Annotated in this window: 12 protein-coding genes and 3 pseudogenes; 7 read left to right on the top strand and 8 right to left on the bottom strand. The window is 61.5% G+C overall.

The window, feature by feature from the left end; all coding sequences use genetic code 11:
* Positions 1 to 30 precede the first annotated feature (30 nt).
* The 4 genes from AC1DJW_RS11435 to AC1DJW_RS11450 all read right to left on the bottom strand — a co-directional run bounded on the left by AC1DJW_RS11435 (position 31) and on the right by AC1DJW_RS11450 (position 6,286).
* Positions 31 to 1,569 carry a sigma-54-dependent Fis family transcriptional regulator gene (locus AC1DJW_RS11435; protein WP_476901460.1) on the bottom strand — a complete coding sequence of 513 codons (1,539 nt, stop codon included), beginning with the start codon at positions 1,567 to 1,569 and terminating at the stop codon, positions 31 to 33.
* Positions 1,570 to 1,995: 426 nt separating this feature from the next.
* Positions 1,996 to 3,531 (bottom strand): aldehyde dehydrogenase family protein, encoded by a 1,536-nt coding sequence (locus tag AC1DJW_RS11440; RefSeq protein ID WP_476901461.1) that lies wholly within the window; start codon positions 3,529 to 3,531, stop codon positions 1,996 to 1,998.
* A gap of 374 nt (positions 3,532 to 3,905) precedes the next feature.
* Entirely contained in the window at positions 3,906 to 4,655 is a 750-nt protein-coding gene (locus tag AC1DJW_RS11445) for an SDR family NAD(P)-dependent oxidoreductase (protein ID WP_441429414.1), read from the bottom strand.
* A gap of 170 nt (positions 4,656 to 4,825) precedes the next feature.
* Positions 4,826 to 6,286: an APC family permease gene (locus tag AC1DJW_RS11450; protein ID WP_476901462.1), complete on the bottom strand. Its 1,461-nt coding sequence runs from the start codon at positions 6,284 to 6,286 to the stop codon at positions 4,826 to 4,828.
* A 583-nt stretch (positions 6,287 to 6,869) separates the two neighbouring features.
* On the opposite strand from AC1DJW_RS11450, the pseudogene AC1DJW_RS11455 reads away from it, so the two are divergent.
* Positions 6,870 to 7,898: pseudogene (locus AC1DJW_RS11455) on the top strand (IS30 family transposase); the annotation flags it as partial.
* A gap of 17 nt (positions 7,899 to 7,915) precedes the next feature.
* Here the strand turns inward: AC1DJW_RS11455 and AC1DJW_RS11460 are convergent.
* Entirely contained in the window at positions 7,916 to 8,722 is an 807-nt protein-coding gene (locus tag AC1DJW_RS11460; RefSeq protein ID WP_441429412.1) for an IS3 family transposase, read from the bottom strand.
* Positions 8,723 to 8,769: 47 nt separating this feature from the next.
* Positions 8,770 to 9,090, bottom strand: a complete 321-nt coding sequence (locus tag AC1DJW_RS11465; protein WP_441429411.1) for a transposase — start codon at positions 9,088 to 9,090, stop codon at positions 8,770 to 8,772.
* Positions 9,091 to 9,246: 156 nt separating this feature from the next.
* On the opposite strand from AC1DJW_RS11465, the pseudogene AC1DJW_RS11470 reads away from it, so the two are divergent.
* Positions 9,247 to 9,499: pseudogene (locus AC1DJW_RS11470) on the top strand (IS30 family transposase); the annotation flags it as partial.
* Here the strand turns inward: AC1DJW_RS11470 and AC1DJW_RS11475 are convergent.
* Positions 9,500 to 9,804 (bottom strand): annotated as a pseudogene (locus tag AC1DJW_RS11475) (DDE-type integrase/transposase/recombinase); the annotation flags it as partial.
* Between the two features lie 98 nt (positions 9,805 to 9,902).
* Entirely contained in the window at positions 9,903 to 10,550 is a 648-nt protein-coding gene (locus AC1DJW_RS11480; RefSeq protein ID WP_441429410.1) for a TetR/AcrR family transcriptional regulator, read from the bottom strand.
* A gap of 235 nt (positions 10,551 to 10,785) precedes the next feature.
* Here AC1DJW_RS11480 and AC1DJW_RS11485 point away from each other — a divergent pair, with 235 nt between their 5' ends.
* The 5 genes from AC1DJW_RS11485 to AC1DJW_RS11505 all read left to right on the top strand — a co-directional run bounded on the left by AC1DJW_RS11485 (position 10,786) and on the right by AC1DJW_RS11505 (position 18,119).
* The gene (locus AC1DJW_RS11485) at positions 10,786 to 12,585 is read left to right on the top strand and encodes a sigma-54-dependent Fis family transcriptional regulator (protein ID WP_441429409.1); all 1,800 of its coding nucleotides are present in this window, start codon (positions 10,786 to 10,788) and stop codon (positions 12,583 to 12,585) included.
* 246 nt (positions 12,586 to 12,831) lie between these two features.
* On the top strand, positions 12,832 to 13,779 hold the full coding sequence (locus AC1DJW_RS11490) for a C-terminal binding protein (RefSeq protein ID WP_441429408.1): 948 nt from the start codon (positions 12,832 to 12,834) through the stop codon (positions 13,777 to 13,779).
* A 20-nt stretch (positions 13,780 to 13,799) separates the two neighbouring features.
* Positions 13,800 to 15,092 (top strand): aspartate aminotransferase family protein, encoded by a 1,293-nt coding sequence (locus AC1DJW_RS11495; protein ID WP_441429407.1) that lies wholly within the window; start codon positions 13,800 to 13,802, stop codon positions 15,090 to 15,092.
* Between the two features lie 2 nt (positions 15,093 to 15,094).
* Positions 15,095 to 15,994, top strand: coding sequence for a fumarylacetoacetate hydrolase family protein (locus tag AC1DJW_RS11500; RefSeq protein ID WP_441429406.1), 900 nt, complete (start codon positions 15,095 to 15,097; stop codon positions 15,992 to 15,994).
* 34 nt (positions 15,995 to 16,028) lie between these two features.
* Complete coding sequence (locus tag AC1DJW_RS11505; protein ID WP_441429405.1) at positions 16,029 to 18,119, top strand: hydantoinase/oxoprolinase family protein; 2,091 nt, start codon at positions 16,029 to 16,031, stop codon at positions 18,117 to 18,119.

Below are 18,119 nucleotides of genomic sequence, written 5' to 3' on the forward strand. Positions count from 1 at the left end.
ATGAACCACCCACGCGACGAAGACCAACATTCAGTCGTCCGCCTGAAGACCAAGTTCAAAGCCGCGACGTGCGTAAGTATCCATCTTTCTATACAGTGTTGAGCGGCTGATTTCCAAAATCACCGCGGCCCTCACCCGGTTGCCGTCGGCCTCGGTCAAGGCTTCTCGGATCTGTTGTAATTCCACTTCTTCAAGGCGTGTGAGCCGACTTCTAGCCAGCAATCCCTTGTGGGCCTCCGTTAGATCCTCAGGGCCAATGATGCCCTGCACAGCATGAGCTGATGCTGATTCCAGAACGTCCCTGAGCTGCCGAATGTTGCCGGGCCAATCGCCCACCGCAAGCGCCTCAATTAGGCGAGGAGAGGCGCGACGCGGACCGTTGGCCGAGGCACTCAGAAAGCTACGCACAAGCATTGGTATGTCGTCCCGACGCTGCCGCAGGGCAGGCATTTGAATCTCGATCCCGCGCAGCGCTGCTATAAGTGGAAGCATCATGTCGGTTAGCTTCCTTGAAGTCAGCACGACTCGAGGCTGTTCCAGGTCAGCCAACGTAGTTGCGAGCCGATCCCGATCATCAGCTGCAAGAGCGTCAATATGGTGAACTACAACTGCGGACTCATTGTCCAAGGCTTCCATCAGCCGGCCATAGTCAAAGCGGTCATGAGGAGATCCTGAGCCGCAATCGAGAACCACCGACGTCCTAGCCAGACGGGATGCCACTGCTTCGGCTAGGAATCTCTTGCCCGTTCCCGGTTCGCCGACTATGTAAGCAGGCATCATTCGGCTGCACGCCGTGGCGGCAGCTTCCAGGGCTCGACGGAAGGCAAGGCCCTCTCCCACCAGCTGCTCAAACCCATCCAATCGCTCGGATACTCCGACCCGTGTAGCACTGGGCTGAGGAACGGGCGCTGGCCGCAGCCGCATGACTGTCCCGACAGGATCGTCTCCCGTGTCGACTTGACGTATCTGAAGTTGCAGGACGCGGCCAGACACAACCGTGACATTGTGCTCAAGCGGTTGACGTAGATCTTGGGATGTACGGGCATATCCCGCGAGGACCGCATAGTCGCTTTGAGCAAGCATGCCCATGGCTGCCCGACTTGCGATAGTCGTTCGTCCATCCATGGCTACCACAGCGTCGGAGCCACGCTTGCGAACCTCTCGAAGATATGCGGACAACAATGCCTGCTCGCGGGCAGCCAACCGGGCCGCTAGCCTCCGCGATACTTCCGCGGCAGCGCCCTGAACGATCAACAGGATGGACCGAGGATCGGATTCGTTTGCGATGGGCGCAGGCAGAGTCAATGACAAAACGGCACGAATCGATCCGCGCAGGGGATCCCGGATTGGCACCGACGTGCAACAAATATCCTGGAGGTTCTCAGCGAAATGCTCACTGCCCCAGACCTGAACTGAAGTGCCTTCTTCGAGAGCAGTACCATCGGAATTGGTCCCACTGAGATCTTCCGAAACGCGGCTTCCTAGAGTGAAGAGGCGGTCGGCCCAGCGAAGGACCGAAGGTTCGCCCCGCACCACGGACATTGTGCCGAGGGGATCGGTCAGGCTCACGCACCCGTTTGTATCCAAACACATTCGTTCGAGGTCGCTCATGACGGGCTCGGCACATTTGAGCAACTGTTCGTCTAGTTGCGGATCAGCCATTGATTCGACAACCTTTGTCCCGGGGTTGACATTGCAGGCGAGGCTTCGTCGCCACGACCTGGCAATTACCGGCCTCAGGGACGACAAATCAGTCCGATGCGGATCGGCCAGGAACCGCCCTCGCAGCGCCCTGAGTGCTGCTAGCGCTTCTGGTCCTGCCTTGATTGTGCTCGGCTCAAACTCTGGCAGATTAGAAATCGTCATCGAGGCCACCACTTCCCGGGTCTTTTAACGGACAACACATCTGTCCAACGGTTCAGCTCATGACTGGAGAGTCCGACCTGAGCTGAACCGCGCTCCGCAATTTCTGCGTAGACTAATTCCTTGCTGCGCTCAGTCGTCCAGCAAAGCTTGAAGCTCCACCGGGAGCTTGCGACTCTGTTGACGAGCAAATTGCTGAACGTACCACTTGCCGTACCCCTGCTTGCCAGTCGACCCACTACCCTTCCAGCCACCGAAGGTCTGCAGCCCGGGCCACCATGAGGTGGTGGCGTGCCCGGGCACATTTACATTGATGCAACCCGCTTCGACCCGCCGAAGGAACATGCGGATCTCCTCGTGGTCCCCTGTATAGAGGCCGGCCGTAAGCCCCAGCGGCACATCGTTTGCGGCTTCAAGCGCAGCTTCAAAAGTAGGGACTTCGCTGATCGTGATCAAGGGCAGGAAATGCTCGTCACGCGCTAAAGCGTGGTCTTCCGGTACCGAGGAAATGACTACAGGACGGACTAGGTAGTTGCTGGTGTCAAGACGTCCGCCGCCAGCCACCGAAAAACCGGCGCGTCGGGCCTCTGTCAGGATTCGTTCATAGCGCTCAACTGCTTCGACGCTTATGACCGGCCCGGCGAAAGCCCCGGGATCTGCTGGACCCGCCATGTGCAATGCGGCCGCTTTCTCGGTCACCAGTTTCACGAGAATATCGTGTGCTCCGGGCGTGACCAGGACGCGGGACAGTGCAGTGCACTTTTGGCCAGCGAGGTCGAAAGCAGAGAAGACGATACCCTCGGCCGCTGCATCCAGGTCTGCAGTGTCCGTGACAATGACCGGATTCTTTCCCCCCATCTCGGCAATTACCGGTCGAAGGTAAGGCCCCGCAGCGACCTGGCGGAGGATGGCAGCCCCAACCTGCGCCGAACCCACGAACGACAAGCCGTCCACGTCGGAGGAAACCAAGGCCCTTCCCGGGCCGTCTGCACCGTGCACCACGTTGACCAATCCCATCGGCAGATCCATGGCATCAAACATCTCGAAGACTGCATGACCGGACCAGGCCCCACGGTGGTCTGTCTTGATAACAACACCATTGCCAGCCAGTATTGCTGCAATCGCAGGACCGGCAGCCAGAGCAAACGGGTAGTTGAACGGCGTGATAACACCGAAGACCCCGTACGGACGAAGAACGGATTGGTTGGCAAGGGTGCCGTCTCCGGCTTCAAGTTCTTCCTCGAATGCACCTTCCTGTTCAGCGTGAGTTGAATACCTACGGAGGAATTCAAGTCCTTCCAGGATTTCCGCTCGGGCGGGCACATGTCCCTTGCCTGTCTCCAGAGCCACTCGCACTGTCCAGTCATCAATGTGGCTTTCTACAAAGACAATTGCACTGCGAACGCGGTCGATACGCTCCCGGAGTGGAACAAGCTCCCACTCCCGCTGCGCAACACGGCTAACGTTTACTGCACGCTGTACCAATTCCGCGGATGCGTCATGACAGCCGCTGATGATGATTGAAGGATCGCTAGGGTCCTCACGTGAGATTCGCGGGCCAACGAACAGCTCTTCGCCGGAAATGATGTGAGGGACAATTGTCGGTATGGTAGCTCGCCGATCTGTCAGCGCCGACGTGAATGTAGGGACGGCGGTTTGGTTGGTCATTTGGGCTCCAGTCGTCGAGCGTCCAACGTTAAAGATGGAACAGGTATTCCGCCACATTTGTATGGCGATGTGCCGCTTCCGCAAAGTAGCGAAGCGGGTGGCAAAGCTTGCAACTTGTTCTGACATTCGAATAAACATCCTCCAATCCAAGGCGGGGTGCATCCAATGCCTGATGTTCGTCGCTCTACTACGACACTAGGTCTGTGAGCAGAACTCGCTCTGTCCGATATTGGGACATCAAGCCGGATGTCAGGCGATTTTGGAGGATTCGCAGCGCTTTTTCGACGCAGCGCAGGCCCAGAACCGGCCGTTCGCTACGCACCGCGATCTGGTGCTTCCAGGTCGCGGTCCGCGCGAGGTCTGCCGCTGAGTCGTTACTGAGCCGTATAACCGCCGTCTATCAGCAGGTCCGTGCCGGTGATATAACTGGCTTCGTCACTCGCTAGGAACAGCACTCCGAAGCTGACCTCTTCCGGACGGCCTCCCCGCTTCATCGGTGTGGCATCAGCGAAAGCACGATTGGATTCTGCACCTTCCTCTGCAGCCATCGCTGTCATGATAAGTCCAGGCGAGACTGAGTTGACCCGGATGCCGTCATTGACGTATTCGAGTGCTGCGGCTCGCGTCATCATCCGTACCGCACCTTTCGAGGCTTGGTAAGAGAAAAATCCAGGTCCTCCTACGGTGCCGTTGATGGAACAGGTATTCACGATGGCACCGCCTCCCGCGCGGCGCAAGGCAGGGACGACGTGCTTAATTCCTAGGAATACGCCTTGCTGATTAATATCAGTTACTTTTGCCCACGCCGATAGGGCTTCTTGGTCGGCTGCTTTCATCGAACCAACGATTCCAGCATTGTTGAGGAGCACGTTGACTCGTCCCCATCGCTGCTCTGCTTCAGCAACAACCGACGCCCAGTCTTCTTCCGAGGACACGTTCATGTGCCGGTAGTGCACATCGTGACCGGCTTCTTGTAGCTCGGCAGCGACCGCGCGGCCGGCGTCGTCTAGAACGTCGGTCATGAGCACGGATGCGCCCTCAGCAGCGAAAAGCCGTGTATGTGCTTCGCCTTGACCACGGGCTGCGCCCGTGATGATAGTGACTTTGTCTTGAACTCGGTTCATGGGTTCCTCAATTCTCTAGGTGGGAGTACTTCGCCGGAATCTCTAATTTCGGCCAGGCCGGCCCGGCTGATTGCGGGCTGGCCTGGGCGTTTTCAGTTAGTAGTTCCGAGTGCGGATAGGGCTTGTTCGGGGGGGGCGCGCGTAGTCGACGCCGGCGGGAGCCGGGTGCTCTACTCGAGGGTGCGTCCAATGCGCTTGTACACTTCCGGCCTGCGGCGACGCAGGATGAATGCGAGGATGATCCCCGCGACGGTCGCGGCGTATGGGATGAGCAGGAGAACTGTGAGGAGCAGCGGGTCACCGGTGACGAGAAGGTTCATGTTCAGTGTTCCGGTGACGAGCGCGAATCCGATACCGAGCAGCGCGATAGCCGGTGCGATGCAGGTCCGCCAAAAGGAGATGCCGGACGGGTTACGCCGGAAGTAGACGATGATCGCTACTGCGGTCAGTGCCAGCAGGAGCAGCATTCCGTAAAAGGCAACACCGCCCGCTGCGGCGTAGAGCGCGTTCTCGTCCCCGCCCGAGAGCACCAGGATCACCAGGACCACGAGGAGGACGGCGCCGACGGCGACGGCTGCGCGGTGAGGCGAACCGTGCTTGCCGTGCACCTTCGCGAGGTAGCGGGGGAAGATCCCGTCCACGGCGAGAGAGTGGGTGTAGCGCGACAGGATGTTTTGCAGGGACAGCATCGAGGCGAAGAAGCTCGTGATCAGCAGGATGGAGACGAGCTGGTCTGCGAAGACCCCGAAGTACTTGAGCAGGGCGTTCGGCATCATCTGGGGGGCGTTCGCTCCGGCTGTCGTGACTGCTTGGTTCGTGCCGACCGAGAGGATTAGGGCGTAGGCCGAGATCGCGTAGAAGACGGCGAGGAAGACGATTGTCAGCTGCGTGGCGCGAGGGATCGTCACGGAGGGACGCAGTACCTCGTCGCGATAAATGGCCGTCGCCTCGAAGCCGTTGAACACTCCGATGCTAAACAGCAGGAGGACACCGATCGTTGGGGTGAATAGGTTTGCCGGGTTCCATGGCTCGAACGACTGCCCCTCCGGGCCCCCATTGGTGATCATGACGGCGTCGAAGATCACCACGAGCGTGACCTCGATGCACAGGATGACCGAGAGGACCTTTGCCGAGAGCTCGACATTGAAGTAGCTGAGTACCCATGCCGCGACAAGCATGATGAGGCTCCACGCCCACCAGGGAGCGAGCGCGTGGCCGGTGAAGGCGCTGGCGAGGTTGTTTACCGCGATGCCCGCGACCACGATGGCCGAGGTGATGTTAAACCCGTAGGTTCCGAGCGCGAGGAAGGATCCGCCCAGGCCAGCGGGCCGACCGAGTCCGGCGCGAATATAGGTGTAGAACGCACCGGGGCGCGGAATGGCCCTCGTCATGCTGGTGAAGCCGAGTGCGAATAGCACCATCAGGACCCCGACTGCGAGGAATGCGATCGGCACTCCGATGCCGAAGGAGATGTTGACGGAGACGAAACCGTAGACAACGCCGAGCGGTGCCGTGAACGCCAGGACGGTGGTTAGGAGTCCGAACGTCCCCATCTTGCCGCGCAGCTTAAATTCGGTCGATCGTTCTATTTCGGGCACTAGGACCGGAGTCGTGACCAGGTCTTCTTGCATCGGTCTTGCCTTTCTTTAGCGCGTCGTCGTCGTCGACGCTGCATTGGGGGTGCTGCTAAGCGTTGTTGGCTCCGGACCGACCAGCGTCCGTTGCCGAATGTTAAACTCCAATGGTTCCGCTCATGGGAATCGGCAACTGTGTCACTTTTACGCACCCCAGAACTTCTAGCCCAGTTCGAGGTCGAAGCCTTGGACTTCCTGGGCTTGGAGACTAGGGCCAAGCGCTGAAAATTCCATGCCCCTTTGGCGCTTGTCCTAAGCAGTCGCCGCCAGATGACTTGACGAAGAAGGGCTGCGGGACCTGTCCTTGCTTCGCTCCGGCGCAGCGAAGGACCCTTTGTATGCCCGCCAGCAGGTGAACGCCGTGCTGCTCGGGCTGGGATCCGTTGACAATGTCCGACCGAACGCCGGGCGGCGGGTGCACATCGCTGGCGGCGGCAGTGGCGCCACAGGACCCGGCGCCACGACCGGCGGCGCCCCCGCGGTCGCCGGCGAAATCCGGGCTTTCTTGCGTAAGGGTCAGCGCCAAGGGGGCGAGTTCAGGCGGTGAGTGCAACACCCTGAATTCTGTGGGGTGTCGTCGATGGGCAGACCGTGGTCGCCGTTGAGTGTTCGTTTAGCGTTCTGGGAAGGGCTGGATGCCGGGCTAGCGGTAGCCGTAGCGGCGCGGGCCGCCGGGGTGTCGCGTCCGACCGCGTACCGATGGTTGAGCGACCATCAGAAGGTGTTGCCATCGCCGCTTCCGGATTTCAGTGTGCCCCGTGCAGGGCTTTTGTCGTTGCGTGAGCGGGAAGAGATCGGCTTCCAGCTTGCTCAGGGCCATGGAGTGCGTCGTATCGCCGCCATTTTGGGTCGGGCTCCGTCGACAATCAGCCGGGAGATCGCGAGGAACCGCGTCAGTGACCGGTATTCGCCATCGCTCGCGCAGGAGCAGACCTGGGCACGTGCCCGCAGACCGAAGCCACGGAAGCTGGACGGGTTAGCGTTACGGGAAGAGGTCACCACGATGCTCAGCGACCGGTTCAGCCCGGAACAGGTCGCTGGCCGACTCAAGGTGGAGCATCCGGAGAATCCGGAGATGCAGGTGTCACACGAAACGATCTATCAGGCCCTCTATGTCCAGGGCCGCGGATCCTTGCGCCTGGAAGTTGCGACGGCGCTGCGGTCCGGGCGGGTTCGTCGGCGCCCGCAAAGGCCGGAGGGTCCTCGCCCGCAACGGTTCCAGGAGATGGTGATGATCTCTGACCGGCCGGCCGAGGTCGAGGACCGCGCCGTTCCTGGCCATTGGGAAGGGGACTTAATCATCGGTTCGACGTCATCGAAATCCGCGATCGGGACCCTCGTCGAACGCACAACCGGATATGTGATGTTGCTGCATCTGCCAGAGGACCACACCGCCCGCACCGTCGCAGATGCCATGATCATCGCGATGAATAGCCTGCCCGAGCAATTGCGCCGTTCGACGACCTGGGATCAAGGAGCGGAGATGTCCCGGCATCAGGAGATCACGATGGCGACCGGTATGCCGATCTATTTCTGCGACCCACATTCGCCCTGGCAGCGCGGCAACAACGAAAACACCAACGGGCTCCTGGAGTGGTCCCCGAAAGCTGGACTCCTAATCAAACGTTACGCGGTGGCGAGCTTGTGGGCGAGGTATTCGTCGGGGCTGAGGTAGCCGAGTCTTCGTTGGATTCGGGTGCTGTTCCACCAATGCAGATACTCGGTTAGCCCGGTGTGGAACTGCTCGATAGTCCTGGGTTGCTGGATTCGGAACCATTCCTCTTTGAGGTGGCTGAAGAACCCTTCCATGGAGGCGTTATCCAAGCAGGTGCCCTTACGGGACATTGATTGAGTGAGTCCGGCGTCGCGGAGCGTGTCCTGCCAGAGCGGATGCCGGTACTGAAATCCCTGATCTGAATGGACCAGGGGTCGCTCGTTCGGAGCGAGGCCGCTGATCGCAGTGCGAAGGCCATCGGTGACCATCTTGACGCTCGGAGATGGACCTGCCATGACAGAGACGATCCGGTTGTCATGGAGATCAAGGACCGGTGAGACGTAAACCTTGGAGGCACCCACCGTGAACTCGGTGACGTCGGTGGCCCACTTTGTGTGTTTGACCGCAGTCTCGAACTGGCGGTTCAACACGTTATCCGCCGTCTTACCGACCTCGCCGCGGAAGGAGTTGTATCTGCGCCGGCGACGCACCGGGCTTTGCAGACCGAGCCCACGCATGAGCTTCAGCACGGTCTTCTTCGACACTGTCCATCCCTGTCGCAGCAGCATGGCCAGGACGCGTCGATGCCCGTAAGCGCTTCGCGCCTGCGTGAAGACCTGACGAATGGCTTCTTTGAGGTTTGCGTGCCGATCCGGCCGGGTGAGCCGGTTGCGGTGGTCGTAGAACGTGGACCGGGGAATCTTTGCCAGATGCAGCAACAGCGGTAACCGGTGTTGGGCCTTGAGATCATCGACCGCTTGAACTTTCAGCGTCGTTCCTGTGACCTCAAGGCCCGCAATTTTCCCAGGTACGCCACCTCCGCACGCAACCGCTCGTTCTCCCTCCGGAGCTGCTCGACCTCGCTCTCAGGAAGTGCATTCTCGCGGTTGACTGGTGGCCGGCCCCGTTTCTTCGGGCGTAACCCGTCTTCACCATCGCGCCGGTAAATGCTCGTCCAGTTCGTGACTGTGCCGGGCGAGGGAAGGTCATACTCCTTGGCCAGGACACGTCCGGATACGCCCTGAAGATGACGCCGCACGATCAAGAGCTTGGTCTCGATGTCGTACTGCTTACGGTCTCTTGTCATCAGCGCACCCGATCCTCGAACCTGCCATCGTTGATACAACATTTGGACAGGATTCGATGCTAGATCAAGAGCAAGCGCGACGGACTTCGCGGTCAGTCCTTGCTCGAACAACTCGACGGCCGAAACGGCGTCCGACCGGCTAAGAGTGCTCCCTGAATACATTGCTGCGACCCCGTTCGATGCTCGACACATAATTACCGTGTCCAGCTTTCGGGGACCACTCCACTCCTCCGCGAGTACTTCCCGAAAAGCACCGATTTGTCGTTCCACGGGCCCGGAATCCTCGAAAACGTCGCGGCGGAACTCAACCGCCGGCCACGGAAACGACACGGCTACCGAACGCCCGCAGAAGTCCTCGCCGAGCTAGTCTCGAACCCAGTCAACTAAGTCCGGTGTTGCAGGCACCACTGGAATTCGCCGGGCCTTTGTTGCGAATGAGGTCGGCCTTGAACAAGGAGTTCAGCGCCTCGGCACGCATTGTCATAGCTGTCCCCGCGGGATCCGACGGAGGCGACCGCGTCGGCTTCGGCGAGGCGTTCGGTGTAGCGGATTGCCCGATACTGGACTCCGCGGTCTGAATGATGGGCCAATCCGGCCAGATCTGCCCCGTCCCTGGTCCGGGACCACAGGCCCATTTGCAGGGCGTCTAGGGCGAGCTCGGTGTTAGAGGTTCGTGGAGACCTGCCAGCCCACGATCCGGCGCGAGAACACGTCCTGGTGGACTGCGGGAGACGCTTGGGAGTGGGAGGCCCGGGTTGCAACCCAGTGGGGTCAGCACGAGTCAGGGAGTCGGCCGAAACCTTGCGCTCGAACTAAAATTGAGCAGCGAGAACGACCTGGGAAAGCGTGACGGCGCGACTAGTCAATGCCTCCAGTTCATTGTCATTGCAATCGGGTGATGCCCACCTGGTGGCTCCTTCAAGAAGGGTCATGATGACCTTGACCCGATCCTCGGCTTGCGTGTAGCCCATGTCAGTGGCGGCGGCCACGTACATGTTCTGATGGAGGCTTACCCAGTCATTGACCTGATTGCGCAGGGCTGGCGGGAGGATATGGGCCATCCTGTCGGTGGCGACCAGCAAGTCCCAGAGGTTGCTTTCCGGGAGCTTCACCTGACGAATGAAGTGAAGCCTGACCATGGCATCCCAGAAAGACTCAGCAGAGGTCGCCGGACCGACCGCTTCCAACAAGGCCATGCCAAAGCGGTGGAAGTGCCAGCGGAGCGATTCTGCAACGATTTCGTCCCTCCCGTTCGGGAAGTGTGAGTAAAGGCTGGGGGGCTTGATGTTAACGGCATTTGCGATCGTTCGCATCGAGACCGAGCTGAAGCCGTTCGCTATTGCCAACTCAAGAAAGGCTTCAAGGATGTGCCGCCGCGAGGCCCCTTGGCCTGCCCAGTCCCACTCCTGAAGTTGGCGGGCGAAGGCGTCGCGCGCAGCCTCGTATGACCTACCGCTCATAACTTGACCCTAACAAAGAAGTAATCCCCAAAAAACTCTTGGCTAACGACCATTAGTTAGCCTATCCTGAAGGTGGGGTTAATGAAGCGCCCGCATTGAGCGCTTCTCCAAGTTTTAGACACAGGAGGCGGCGGACGTGGTCACGGAAGCGGTTCTGGATCAGGCCGTGAAGTCTATGGTGCCGGAGGCGACGTCGTCGCCTGGCTCGTATCGGATTCCTCAGAAAGATCTTGAGATGGCTACTGCCGAAGTATTATCCCCTTGGCCGCATGCGGCGTTGCAGCAGATCGACCGAGTACGCGAACTTTTCCTGAGGCAACCAAATGCGGACCTCAGCGGCATCCGGCCGATCGTTGCCCGTTCCTGGTACCGGAGCCGCGCTGCCGGTGTCGATGGGGTCGCGGACCGCGGCTTCTTTGGTGAAGGCCGCATTGATGAACACACCATGGCAGCAGCCGGTCCGCACCTACAGAAGCTGGATGAGGTGGCTGCTGACTTGGGCGGCTATATCAGCCTGACAGCGCCAAACGGGGTGCTTGTCAAAGCTAGTTTCCTCCGGGACGACGGTTTCCCTGCCGGATACTCGCTGCTGGAGGAGAGCTGCGGCAGCAACGGAGAGGGCCTGGCGCTGGAGGAGGGACGCGGTGTTTGGCTGGCGCCTGAGGAGCACTTCCGTGAGGACATGCGGGGCAACTGGTGTTTTGCCTCTCTTGTGCGGGACCCGTTCCATAACCGCGTGCGGGCTGTCATCGGTCTGACGCTCCCGGCCAACCGCGTCCCTGCCCTAGAGCCGTCATCTACGCTGCTGATGCTTGAGGGCGTTGCCTCGCGGATCGAGCGAGACATCGAGGTGCGGACTTCCTCCAGGGAACGGGCTCTTCTGAGCGAGTACTTGAGAATCTCGCGGCGAAGGGGCAACCGGGCAGTGATCGCAGTTGACGGGAAGAACTCGCTCCAGAATGCCTCGGCCTTGGCCATGCTGGTGGACAGCGATTTTTCGATCGTCTCCGGTTATGCCAAGGCAGTGATGTCCTCGGGCCGCGATATGACCTGTGAAGTCATGCTGCAGGGTCCGGGGCTGTCCACCTTGGAAATTTCGCCGGTGACCTTGTCTGCCGCGAACATTGGGGCAATTGTTGTGGTGCGGCCCCATGCCCCCGCCAAGGAGCATGCTGAAGCTGCGGCAAGTATCGCCTCAAGGCTCGAATCGCTCCCGCAAGGGACCGCTGAGCGCTTGATGAAGCACGTGGAGGGCACAAGCACGGAATTCAAGCGTACCCTGAACCTGGCCCGGAAGGCTGTGGACCAGGAGAGGTCCGTGGTGATGATCGGTGAGTCGGGCAGTGGAAAACTTCGTCTGGCCAGTGCCATCGCATCATTGCGGGGAGGCCAAATGGTGGTTGATGCACGAAGCGGCGCCCTCCGGGCCCCGCAATTCATGGATGTGCTGCACCAGGTGGCAACAAAACTGCCGGCGACGTTAATTGTCGAACACGCCGACGAGATTTCCCAGCACGAAGCCAGCGAAATCGCCCACAACCTGCGGGGCAACTCGGCCACCAAACTGATCTTCACCATCACCCGCCCTACCGACGCCACACTGCTGCTCTCAGAAGCGTTCGACGTCCTTGAGATCTCGGTCGCACCCTTGCGCAACCGAAGGGAAGACATCCCCCAACTCGCCAATGCCATCGCAGCGGAACTGGGGGAGCGCAGGCTGTCACGGAGGCTCATCACGACGCTTACCCACGCTGACTGGCCAAGGAACATTGACCAGCTCCGGGCCGTCGTGTGTAACGCGGTGGAAAGAGCAGAAGGCGCCGAAGTCACAGTGGACGATTTGCCGCAGGGATTCCACCGCGTCCTGACGAAGGGCAGGCTTTCGCGGCTGGAGGATGCAGAGCTCAGCGAGCTGCGGACGGCTTTGCAGGAAGCGGAGGGAAACCGCAGCCTGGCGGCAGAGAACCTCCAGATAGGGCGCTCCACTTTGTACCGGCGGATGGACTATTTCCGCAGCCGGGGCTTCGATCTCTGACCCGGAGCACCGGGAATAGCTCCCATGGACTGAAAGAGCCGGCCATCTACTTGATGGCCGGCTCCTCCGTGTTCGATACCTGCCCGGGGCGAGTGCCGCCCGTGGCACAGTGTCCCACCCGGTGTCTCGATCTGGCACGGATGGAGTCCTGGATATCGGGTTGTACTTGAAACACCCGACACCGGCACCCGTCCCATGGAGTGTTCGGCAGCGAATGAGGGTACGAGACGAAGAGGACGACAGACTATGACCCGCGATGCCCAGGGAACCATATTGGTGGCCCCTCACCATTTCCCGAACCTGAACCGCGAGCACGCCCTCGCGGAGGAGTTCGGTTACACACTCAACCCCGCGGCAGACACCGATGCCTTCCGTAAAGCGCTTCCCGAAGCCGACATTGTGATGATCACCCCCTACGCCAAACTCACCGCCTCGGACTTCCCGGTGATGTCCAAATGCCGCGCGGTCATCAGGTACGGAATCGGCTATGACAACATCGACGTTGCCGCGGCCACGGAAGCCGGCATCCCGGTGTCAATCGTCCCGGGAACGGCATCGGAGGAAGTTGCCTCCCACGCCTTTGCCATGGGCGTGGCTCTGGCCCGTCGCCTGCCGGCAGGCAACGCTTCGATCCGCGACCTGGGATGGGCCGGAACCATCGGCTACGACACACCGGTTCTCTCCGAGCTGGAAGTCGGCGTGCTGGGCATGGGACGCATCGGCCAGCACGTGGCCCGGATGTACTCGGCTGTCGGCGCCCGCGTCCGCGCCTACGACCCCTTCGTCACCGAGAGCTTCGTCGATCTGACCGGGATGGAAGACATCTTGGAAAACTCCGACGTCGTCTCGCTGCACCTGCCGCTGAACCAGGACACTGCCAACCTCATCTCCGAGGACGTCTTGGCACGGATGCGGAAGGGCTCGGTCGTCGTCAACGTCTCCAGGGGTGGCCTGATCGATGAAGCCGCTCTCGCGTCGGCACTAACCTCCGGACACATCGCCGGCGCCGGCATCGACACCTTCGCCGAAGAGCCACTGAGCCCGGAACACCCGCTTCGTTCCGCCCCCAATACGATCCTCACTCCGCACATTGCCTGGCGCTCCAACCGGTCCACGGGCGCGCTCCAGGACGGCGCCGTCGAACGGGTCCGACTTGCATTGACCGGCCAGCCACTGATCGACCTTGTGAACTGAATAGACTGGAGAACTCGAAATTGGGAATAACCAATCATCTGGAAAACGTCGCGGGCATTAACCCCGCGGAAGATCCCCACCTGCGCCGCGGGCCACGCGGCTTCCCGCTGCTCCCTGGTGGCTACGGGCGCTCAACCTATTACACCGGAGCTCCGAGCCCTTACGCCATCAAGGGTGAAGGCTACCTCGTGTGGGATGACCGCGGCCGCGAGCTAATCGACGCGAACAACAACTTCACGTCCCTGATCCACGGCAACGCCCACCCGGAAATCGTGGAGGCCGCAACGAAGGCCCTCACCACGGGATCCAGCTGGGGCATTCCGAACCTCTACGAGTGGGAACTCGCTGATCTCCTGCTGTCCCGCCTGCCCGACCTTGACCAGGTCCGTTTCACGAATTCGGGCACCGAAGCCGTCATGTCCGCGATCCGTATCGCGCGGGCAAGCACCGGACGCGAACGCGTCATCGTCACCAAGGGCGGCTACCACGGAACGTCCGAAGTGGCCCTGGTCCCTGGCGGGCCCTCCTACCAGCGCGGCGTGACCCAAGGTGTTATCGACGACGTCTCAGCAGTACCGCTGAACGAGGTCGAGGTCCTCCGCCAGACGGTGGAAGCCGCCCCCGACCAGTACGCCGCCATCATCCTCGACCTGCTGCCCAACCGCGCCGGCCTGCTCACGATCTCCGACGAGTTCGTCCGGACCGCCCGGGAACTCGCGACCCGGCACGGCATTGTCCTGATCATCGACGAGGTCATCAGCCTGCGCCTCGGGTTCAACGGGTTCAGCGGAGAATACGGCGTTGCGGCCGACTTGCTGACCGCCGGCAAGCTCATCGGCGGCGGATTCCCCGTTGGCGCCGTCTGCGGCAAAGCCGAACTCATGGCCGAAGTGGACCCGACCCGTCCGGGCAGCCTGCCACACGGCGGCACTTTCTCCGGCAACCCGGTCAGCATGGCCGCCGGGGCGGTGTCGTTGCGCTTGTACACGCAGGAGGAAGTCAAGCGACTCAACCACTTGGGCGATTCCGCGCGGGACACCGTGAACGCTAGGATCGCCGATGCTGGCTGGGAGATCCGCGGACGTGGATCGCTGCTGCGCGCCGTTCCTGCCGGAGCCGAGAAAGTGGACGAGCAAACCCAGCACCAGCTGTGGTGGGCCTCCTACGAACGGGGACTTCTCGGTTCCCCTGCCAACCTGCTGTCCCTGTCCACGCCGATGGACGAGAAGGTCGTCTGCGACATCGCCGACCGCCTAGCGGATGCTGTGTTGGCAGTCGCAGAACACGCTCCGGCAACGGAAGGCGGCAAATAGGCATGAAGATCGTTTCCTACGAACACGAATCCGGAGTTCGCGGCGGAGTCCTGGTTGACGATGCTGTCTACGACCTAGAACTGCTCCTGCAGGGTTCCAGCCACGCTGTTCAAGGCGCCACAATCTCCGTTCGTGAGTTCCTGGAACTGTACGGTGACCGGCTTGAGGAAATTTCGGCCGAAATCGGGACTCTGGTCAGCCAAGACCCTGTTGCCCGCGTGGGTTCACGGGACGGCGTGCGCCTCACCACACCGGTGTCGGATCCCTCCAAGGTGCTTTGCATCGGGCTGAACTACAAGGACCACGTAGCCGAAACCGGACGGGCTTTACCCGAGTACCCCGACGTCTTCGCGAAGTTCGCCTCCACCATGGTTGGCCCCGAAGACGAGATCGGGGGCGCCAAGGTCAGCGAAAACCTTGATTTCGAAGGTGAGCTGGCAGTCGTTATCGGACGTCGGGCCAGCGAGGTAACAGAGGAGGAAGCGCTGGACTACGTGGCCGCGCTCGCCCCACTGAACGACGTCACTGCGCGGGACCTCCAATACCGCGGCACCCAGTGGCTGGCCGGCAAAGCCGTCGACGGCTCAACCCCCTGGGGTCCTGCCCTGGTCACCTTGGATGAAGTGGGTGATCCGCAAGCCCTGGAACTGGTCACGCGCGTGAACGGCATTGAAGTTCAGCGTTCCAACACCCGGTACCAGATCTTCCCCATCGCCCGGATCGTCTCCTACCTCTCAAGTTTCCTCACACTCGAGCCGGGCGACGTCATTGCCACAGGTACCCCACAGGGCATCGGTGCCAAGCGGAACCCGCCTGTCTGGCTTCTACCTGGAGACACGGTGGAGATCGAGATCGAAAAGGTCGGGGCGCTCCGTAACCGGGTCGGCAAACCTCAGCTCTAATTCCCTGCAAGCTCTACGAAAGTAATGAAGACCTATGAGTGAAGTTCAAACACAACCAGGTGAGGCCAGGTACCGCATCGCCGTCGACACCGGCGGTACGTTCACCGACGTCGTGGTCGGTTCCAACAGCGGCGACATGGCGGTCGGCAAAGCACTGACCACGTACGACCGCGTATTCACCGGCTTCGAAGCCTCTGTCCGCCGTGCGGCCGAGTCCGTCGGCTGGAGCGGCGACGAGGTACTGCGCAACGCCGATGTCATTGTCTACGGCACCACCCACGCCACCAACGCCGTCCTCACCGGCAAGGTCGCCAGAACCGCACTGCTGACCACGGACGGCTTCGCCGACACCTTGCTGCTGCGCGAAGGCGGACGCCGGGACGCCTTCGACTCCAAGGCCGCCTACCCGCCGCCCTACATCCCCCGCCAGCTGACCTTCGAGATCACCGAACGCATCTCTGCCGAAGGCGACATCCTGGTGCCGCTGGACGAAGAACAGGTCCGGGAAGTCCTCGGCTCCTTCAAGGAACACGGGATCGAAGCCGTCGCCGTCTCTTTCCTCTGGTCGATCATCAACGACGCCCACGAGAAGCGGGTTGCCGAACTCATCAAGGAAATCCTCCCCGGCATTCCCTACACACTCTCCAACGAAGCCAACCCCACCATCCGCGAATACCGCCGCTCCTCCGCGGCCTCAATCGACGCTTCCCTGAAGCCGCTGATGGCAGACCACCTGGGCAAGCTCCGCTCTGACCTTCAGGAGTATGGCTTCGCCGGCGACCTCCTGGTGGTCACCTCCGAAGGTGCCGTTCTCGACGTCGCAGACGTCCTGGACCGTCCCGTGCTGCTGCTGAACTCCGGCCCGTCCATGGCGCCGCTGGTCGGCGCGGCGGCCGCCCCGGACCGCGACACGGTCGTTGTATGCGATATGGGCGGGACTACCTTTGACGTGTCGCTCGTTGAAGAAGGCGTTGTCCGCCACACCCGTGAAGCATGGCTGGGCGAGCCATTCGTTGGGCACCTCACCGGACTGTCCTCCGTGGCGGTGTCCAGCATCGGCGCCGGCGGCGGCAGCATCGCATGGATCGACGGCGGCGGCCTGCTCCGCGTCGGTCCGCAGAGTGCGCGCAGCACCCCCGGGCCGGCCGCCTACGGACGCGGCGGCGAAGAGCCCACCGTCACCGATGCCTGCGTGGCACTCGGGTATCTCGATACAGAGGGCTTCGAAGGCGGGTTCACCCTGGACCGCAAGGCCGCTGTCCAGGCTATCGACACCCGCATCGCCGGGCCGCTGAAGATGGACACTCTGCAGGCAGCACAAGCCATCCTGGACGTCTCCGCGAACCACATGGCCACGGCCATCCGACAGGCCGCACTCGAGCATGGCGTCGACCCTCGCGGTGCGCTCATTGTTGCCGGCGGCGGCGCAGGCGCCATGGTCGCCGCCGCGATCGGTGTCCTCCTTGAAGCCGACACGATCCTCATCCCGGCCACCGCAGGTGTCCTGGCCGCCTACGGCGCCCACCGCGCACCCATCGCCACCGAGTTCCTCTCGCCGCTGCACAACGACACCCGCAGTTTCGACGCCGGTTCAGCCTCCCGCGCTGTCGAGGAGCTCACCGCCAAGGCAGAACTCTTCGTGAAGCGGTTCGATGGCGTAGGAGATGCACCCAACATCACCTATTTCGTCGACGCCCGCTACCCGGGCCAGGCCTGGGACCTGAAGGTTTACCTGGATGCCGCACCCGACACCTCCGGCGATGCCGCCGGAATCATTGAACGGGCTTTCCACGAAGAACACGACCGACGGAACGGCACCCACGATCCGGACAGCCGGGTGGAGATCATCACCTGGGGCGTCCGGGTGGAAATCCCGCGGCCCGAGCACACCAAGTCCGAAAACGAACGCACACGGACCACCGAGGTCCACCGAACCGACGCCATCGTCTTCGGTGGCGAGAGCTTCAGCACCCAGCGGTACCGCGGAGTCACGCTCGCCCCGCGCGACAAGATCCTTGGGCCGGCCGTCATCGACCAGCCCACCACCACCATCGTCGTGCCGCCGGAATGGAACGCCACGCTCGACGAACGATCCAACATCTACCTCACGCGTAAGGAGGCATAA

It is taken from the genome of Arthrobacter sp. 05L417 (assembly GCF_056397865.1).

Bases quoted from the DNA above. Each gene is read 5' to 3' on its own strand.
- AC1DJW_RS11440 (WP_476901461.1), bottom strand. From the start codon at position 3,531: ATGACCAACCAAACCGCCGTCCCTACATTCACGTCGGCGCTGACAGAT.
- AC1DJW_RS11450 (WP_476901462.1), bottom strand. From the start codon at position 6,286: ATGCAAGAAGACCTGGTCACGACTCCGGTCCTAGTGCCCGAAATAGAA.
- AC1DJW_RS11505 (WP_441429405.1), top strand. From the start codon at position 16,029: ATGAGTGAAGTTCAAACACAACCAGGTGAGGCCAGGTACCGCATCGCC.
- AC1DJW_RS11500 (WP_441429406.1), top strand. From the start codon at position 15,095: ATGAAGATCGTTTCCTACGAACACGAATCCGGAGTTCGCGGCGGAGTC.
- AC1DJW_RS11485 (WP_441429409.1), top strand. From the start codon at position 10,786: ATGGCTACTGCCGAAGTATTATCCCCTTGGCCGCATGCGGCGTTGCAG.
- AC1DJW_RS11445 (WP_441429414.1), bottom strand. From the start codon at position 4,655: ATGAACCGAGTTCAAGACAAAGTCACTATCATCACGGGCGCAGCCCGT.
- AC1DJW_RS11465 (WP_441429411.1), bottom strand. From the start codon at position 9,090: ATGACAAGAGACCGTAAGCAGTACGACATCGAGACCAAGCTCTTGATC.
- AC1DJW_RS11480 (WP_441429410.1), bottom strand. From the start codon at position 10,550: ATGAGCGGTAGGTCATACGAGGCTGCGCGCGACGCCTTCGCCCGCCAA.
- AC1DJW_RS11490 (WP_441429408.1), top strand. From the start codon at position 12,832: ATGACCCGCGATGCCCAGGGAACCATATTGGTGGCCCCTCACCATTTC.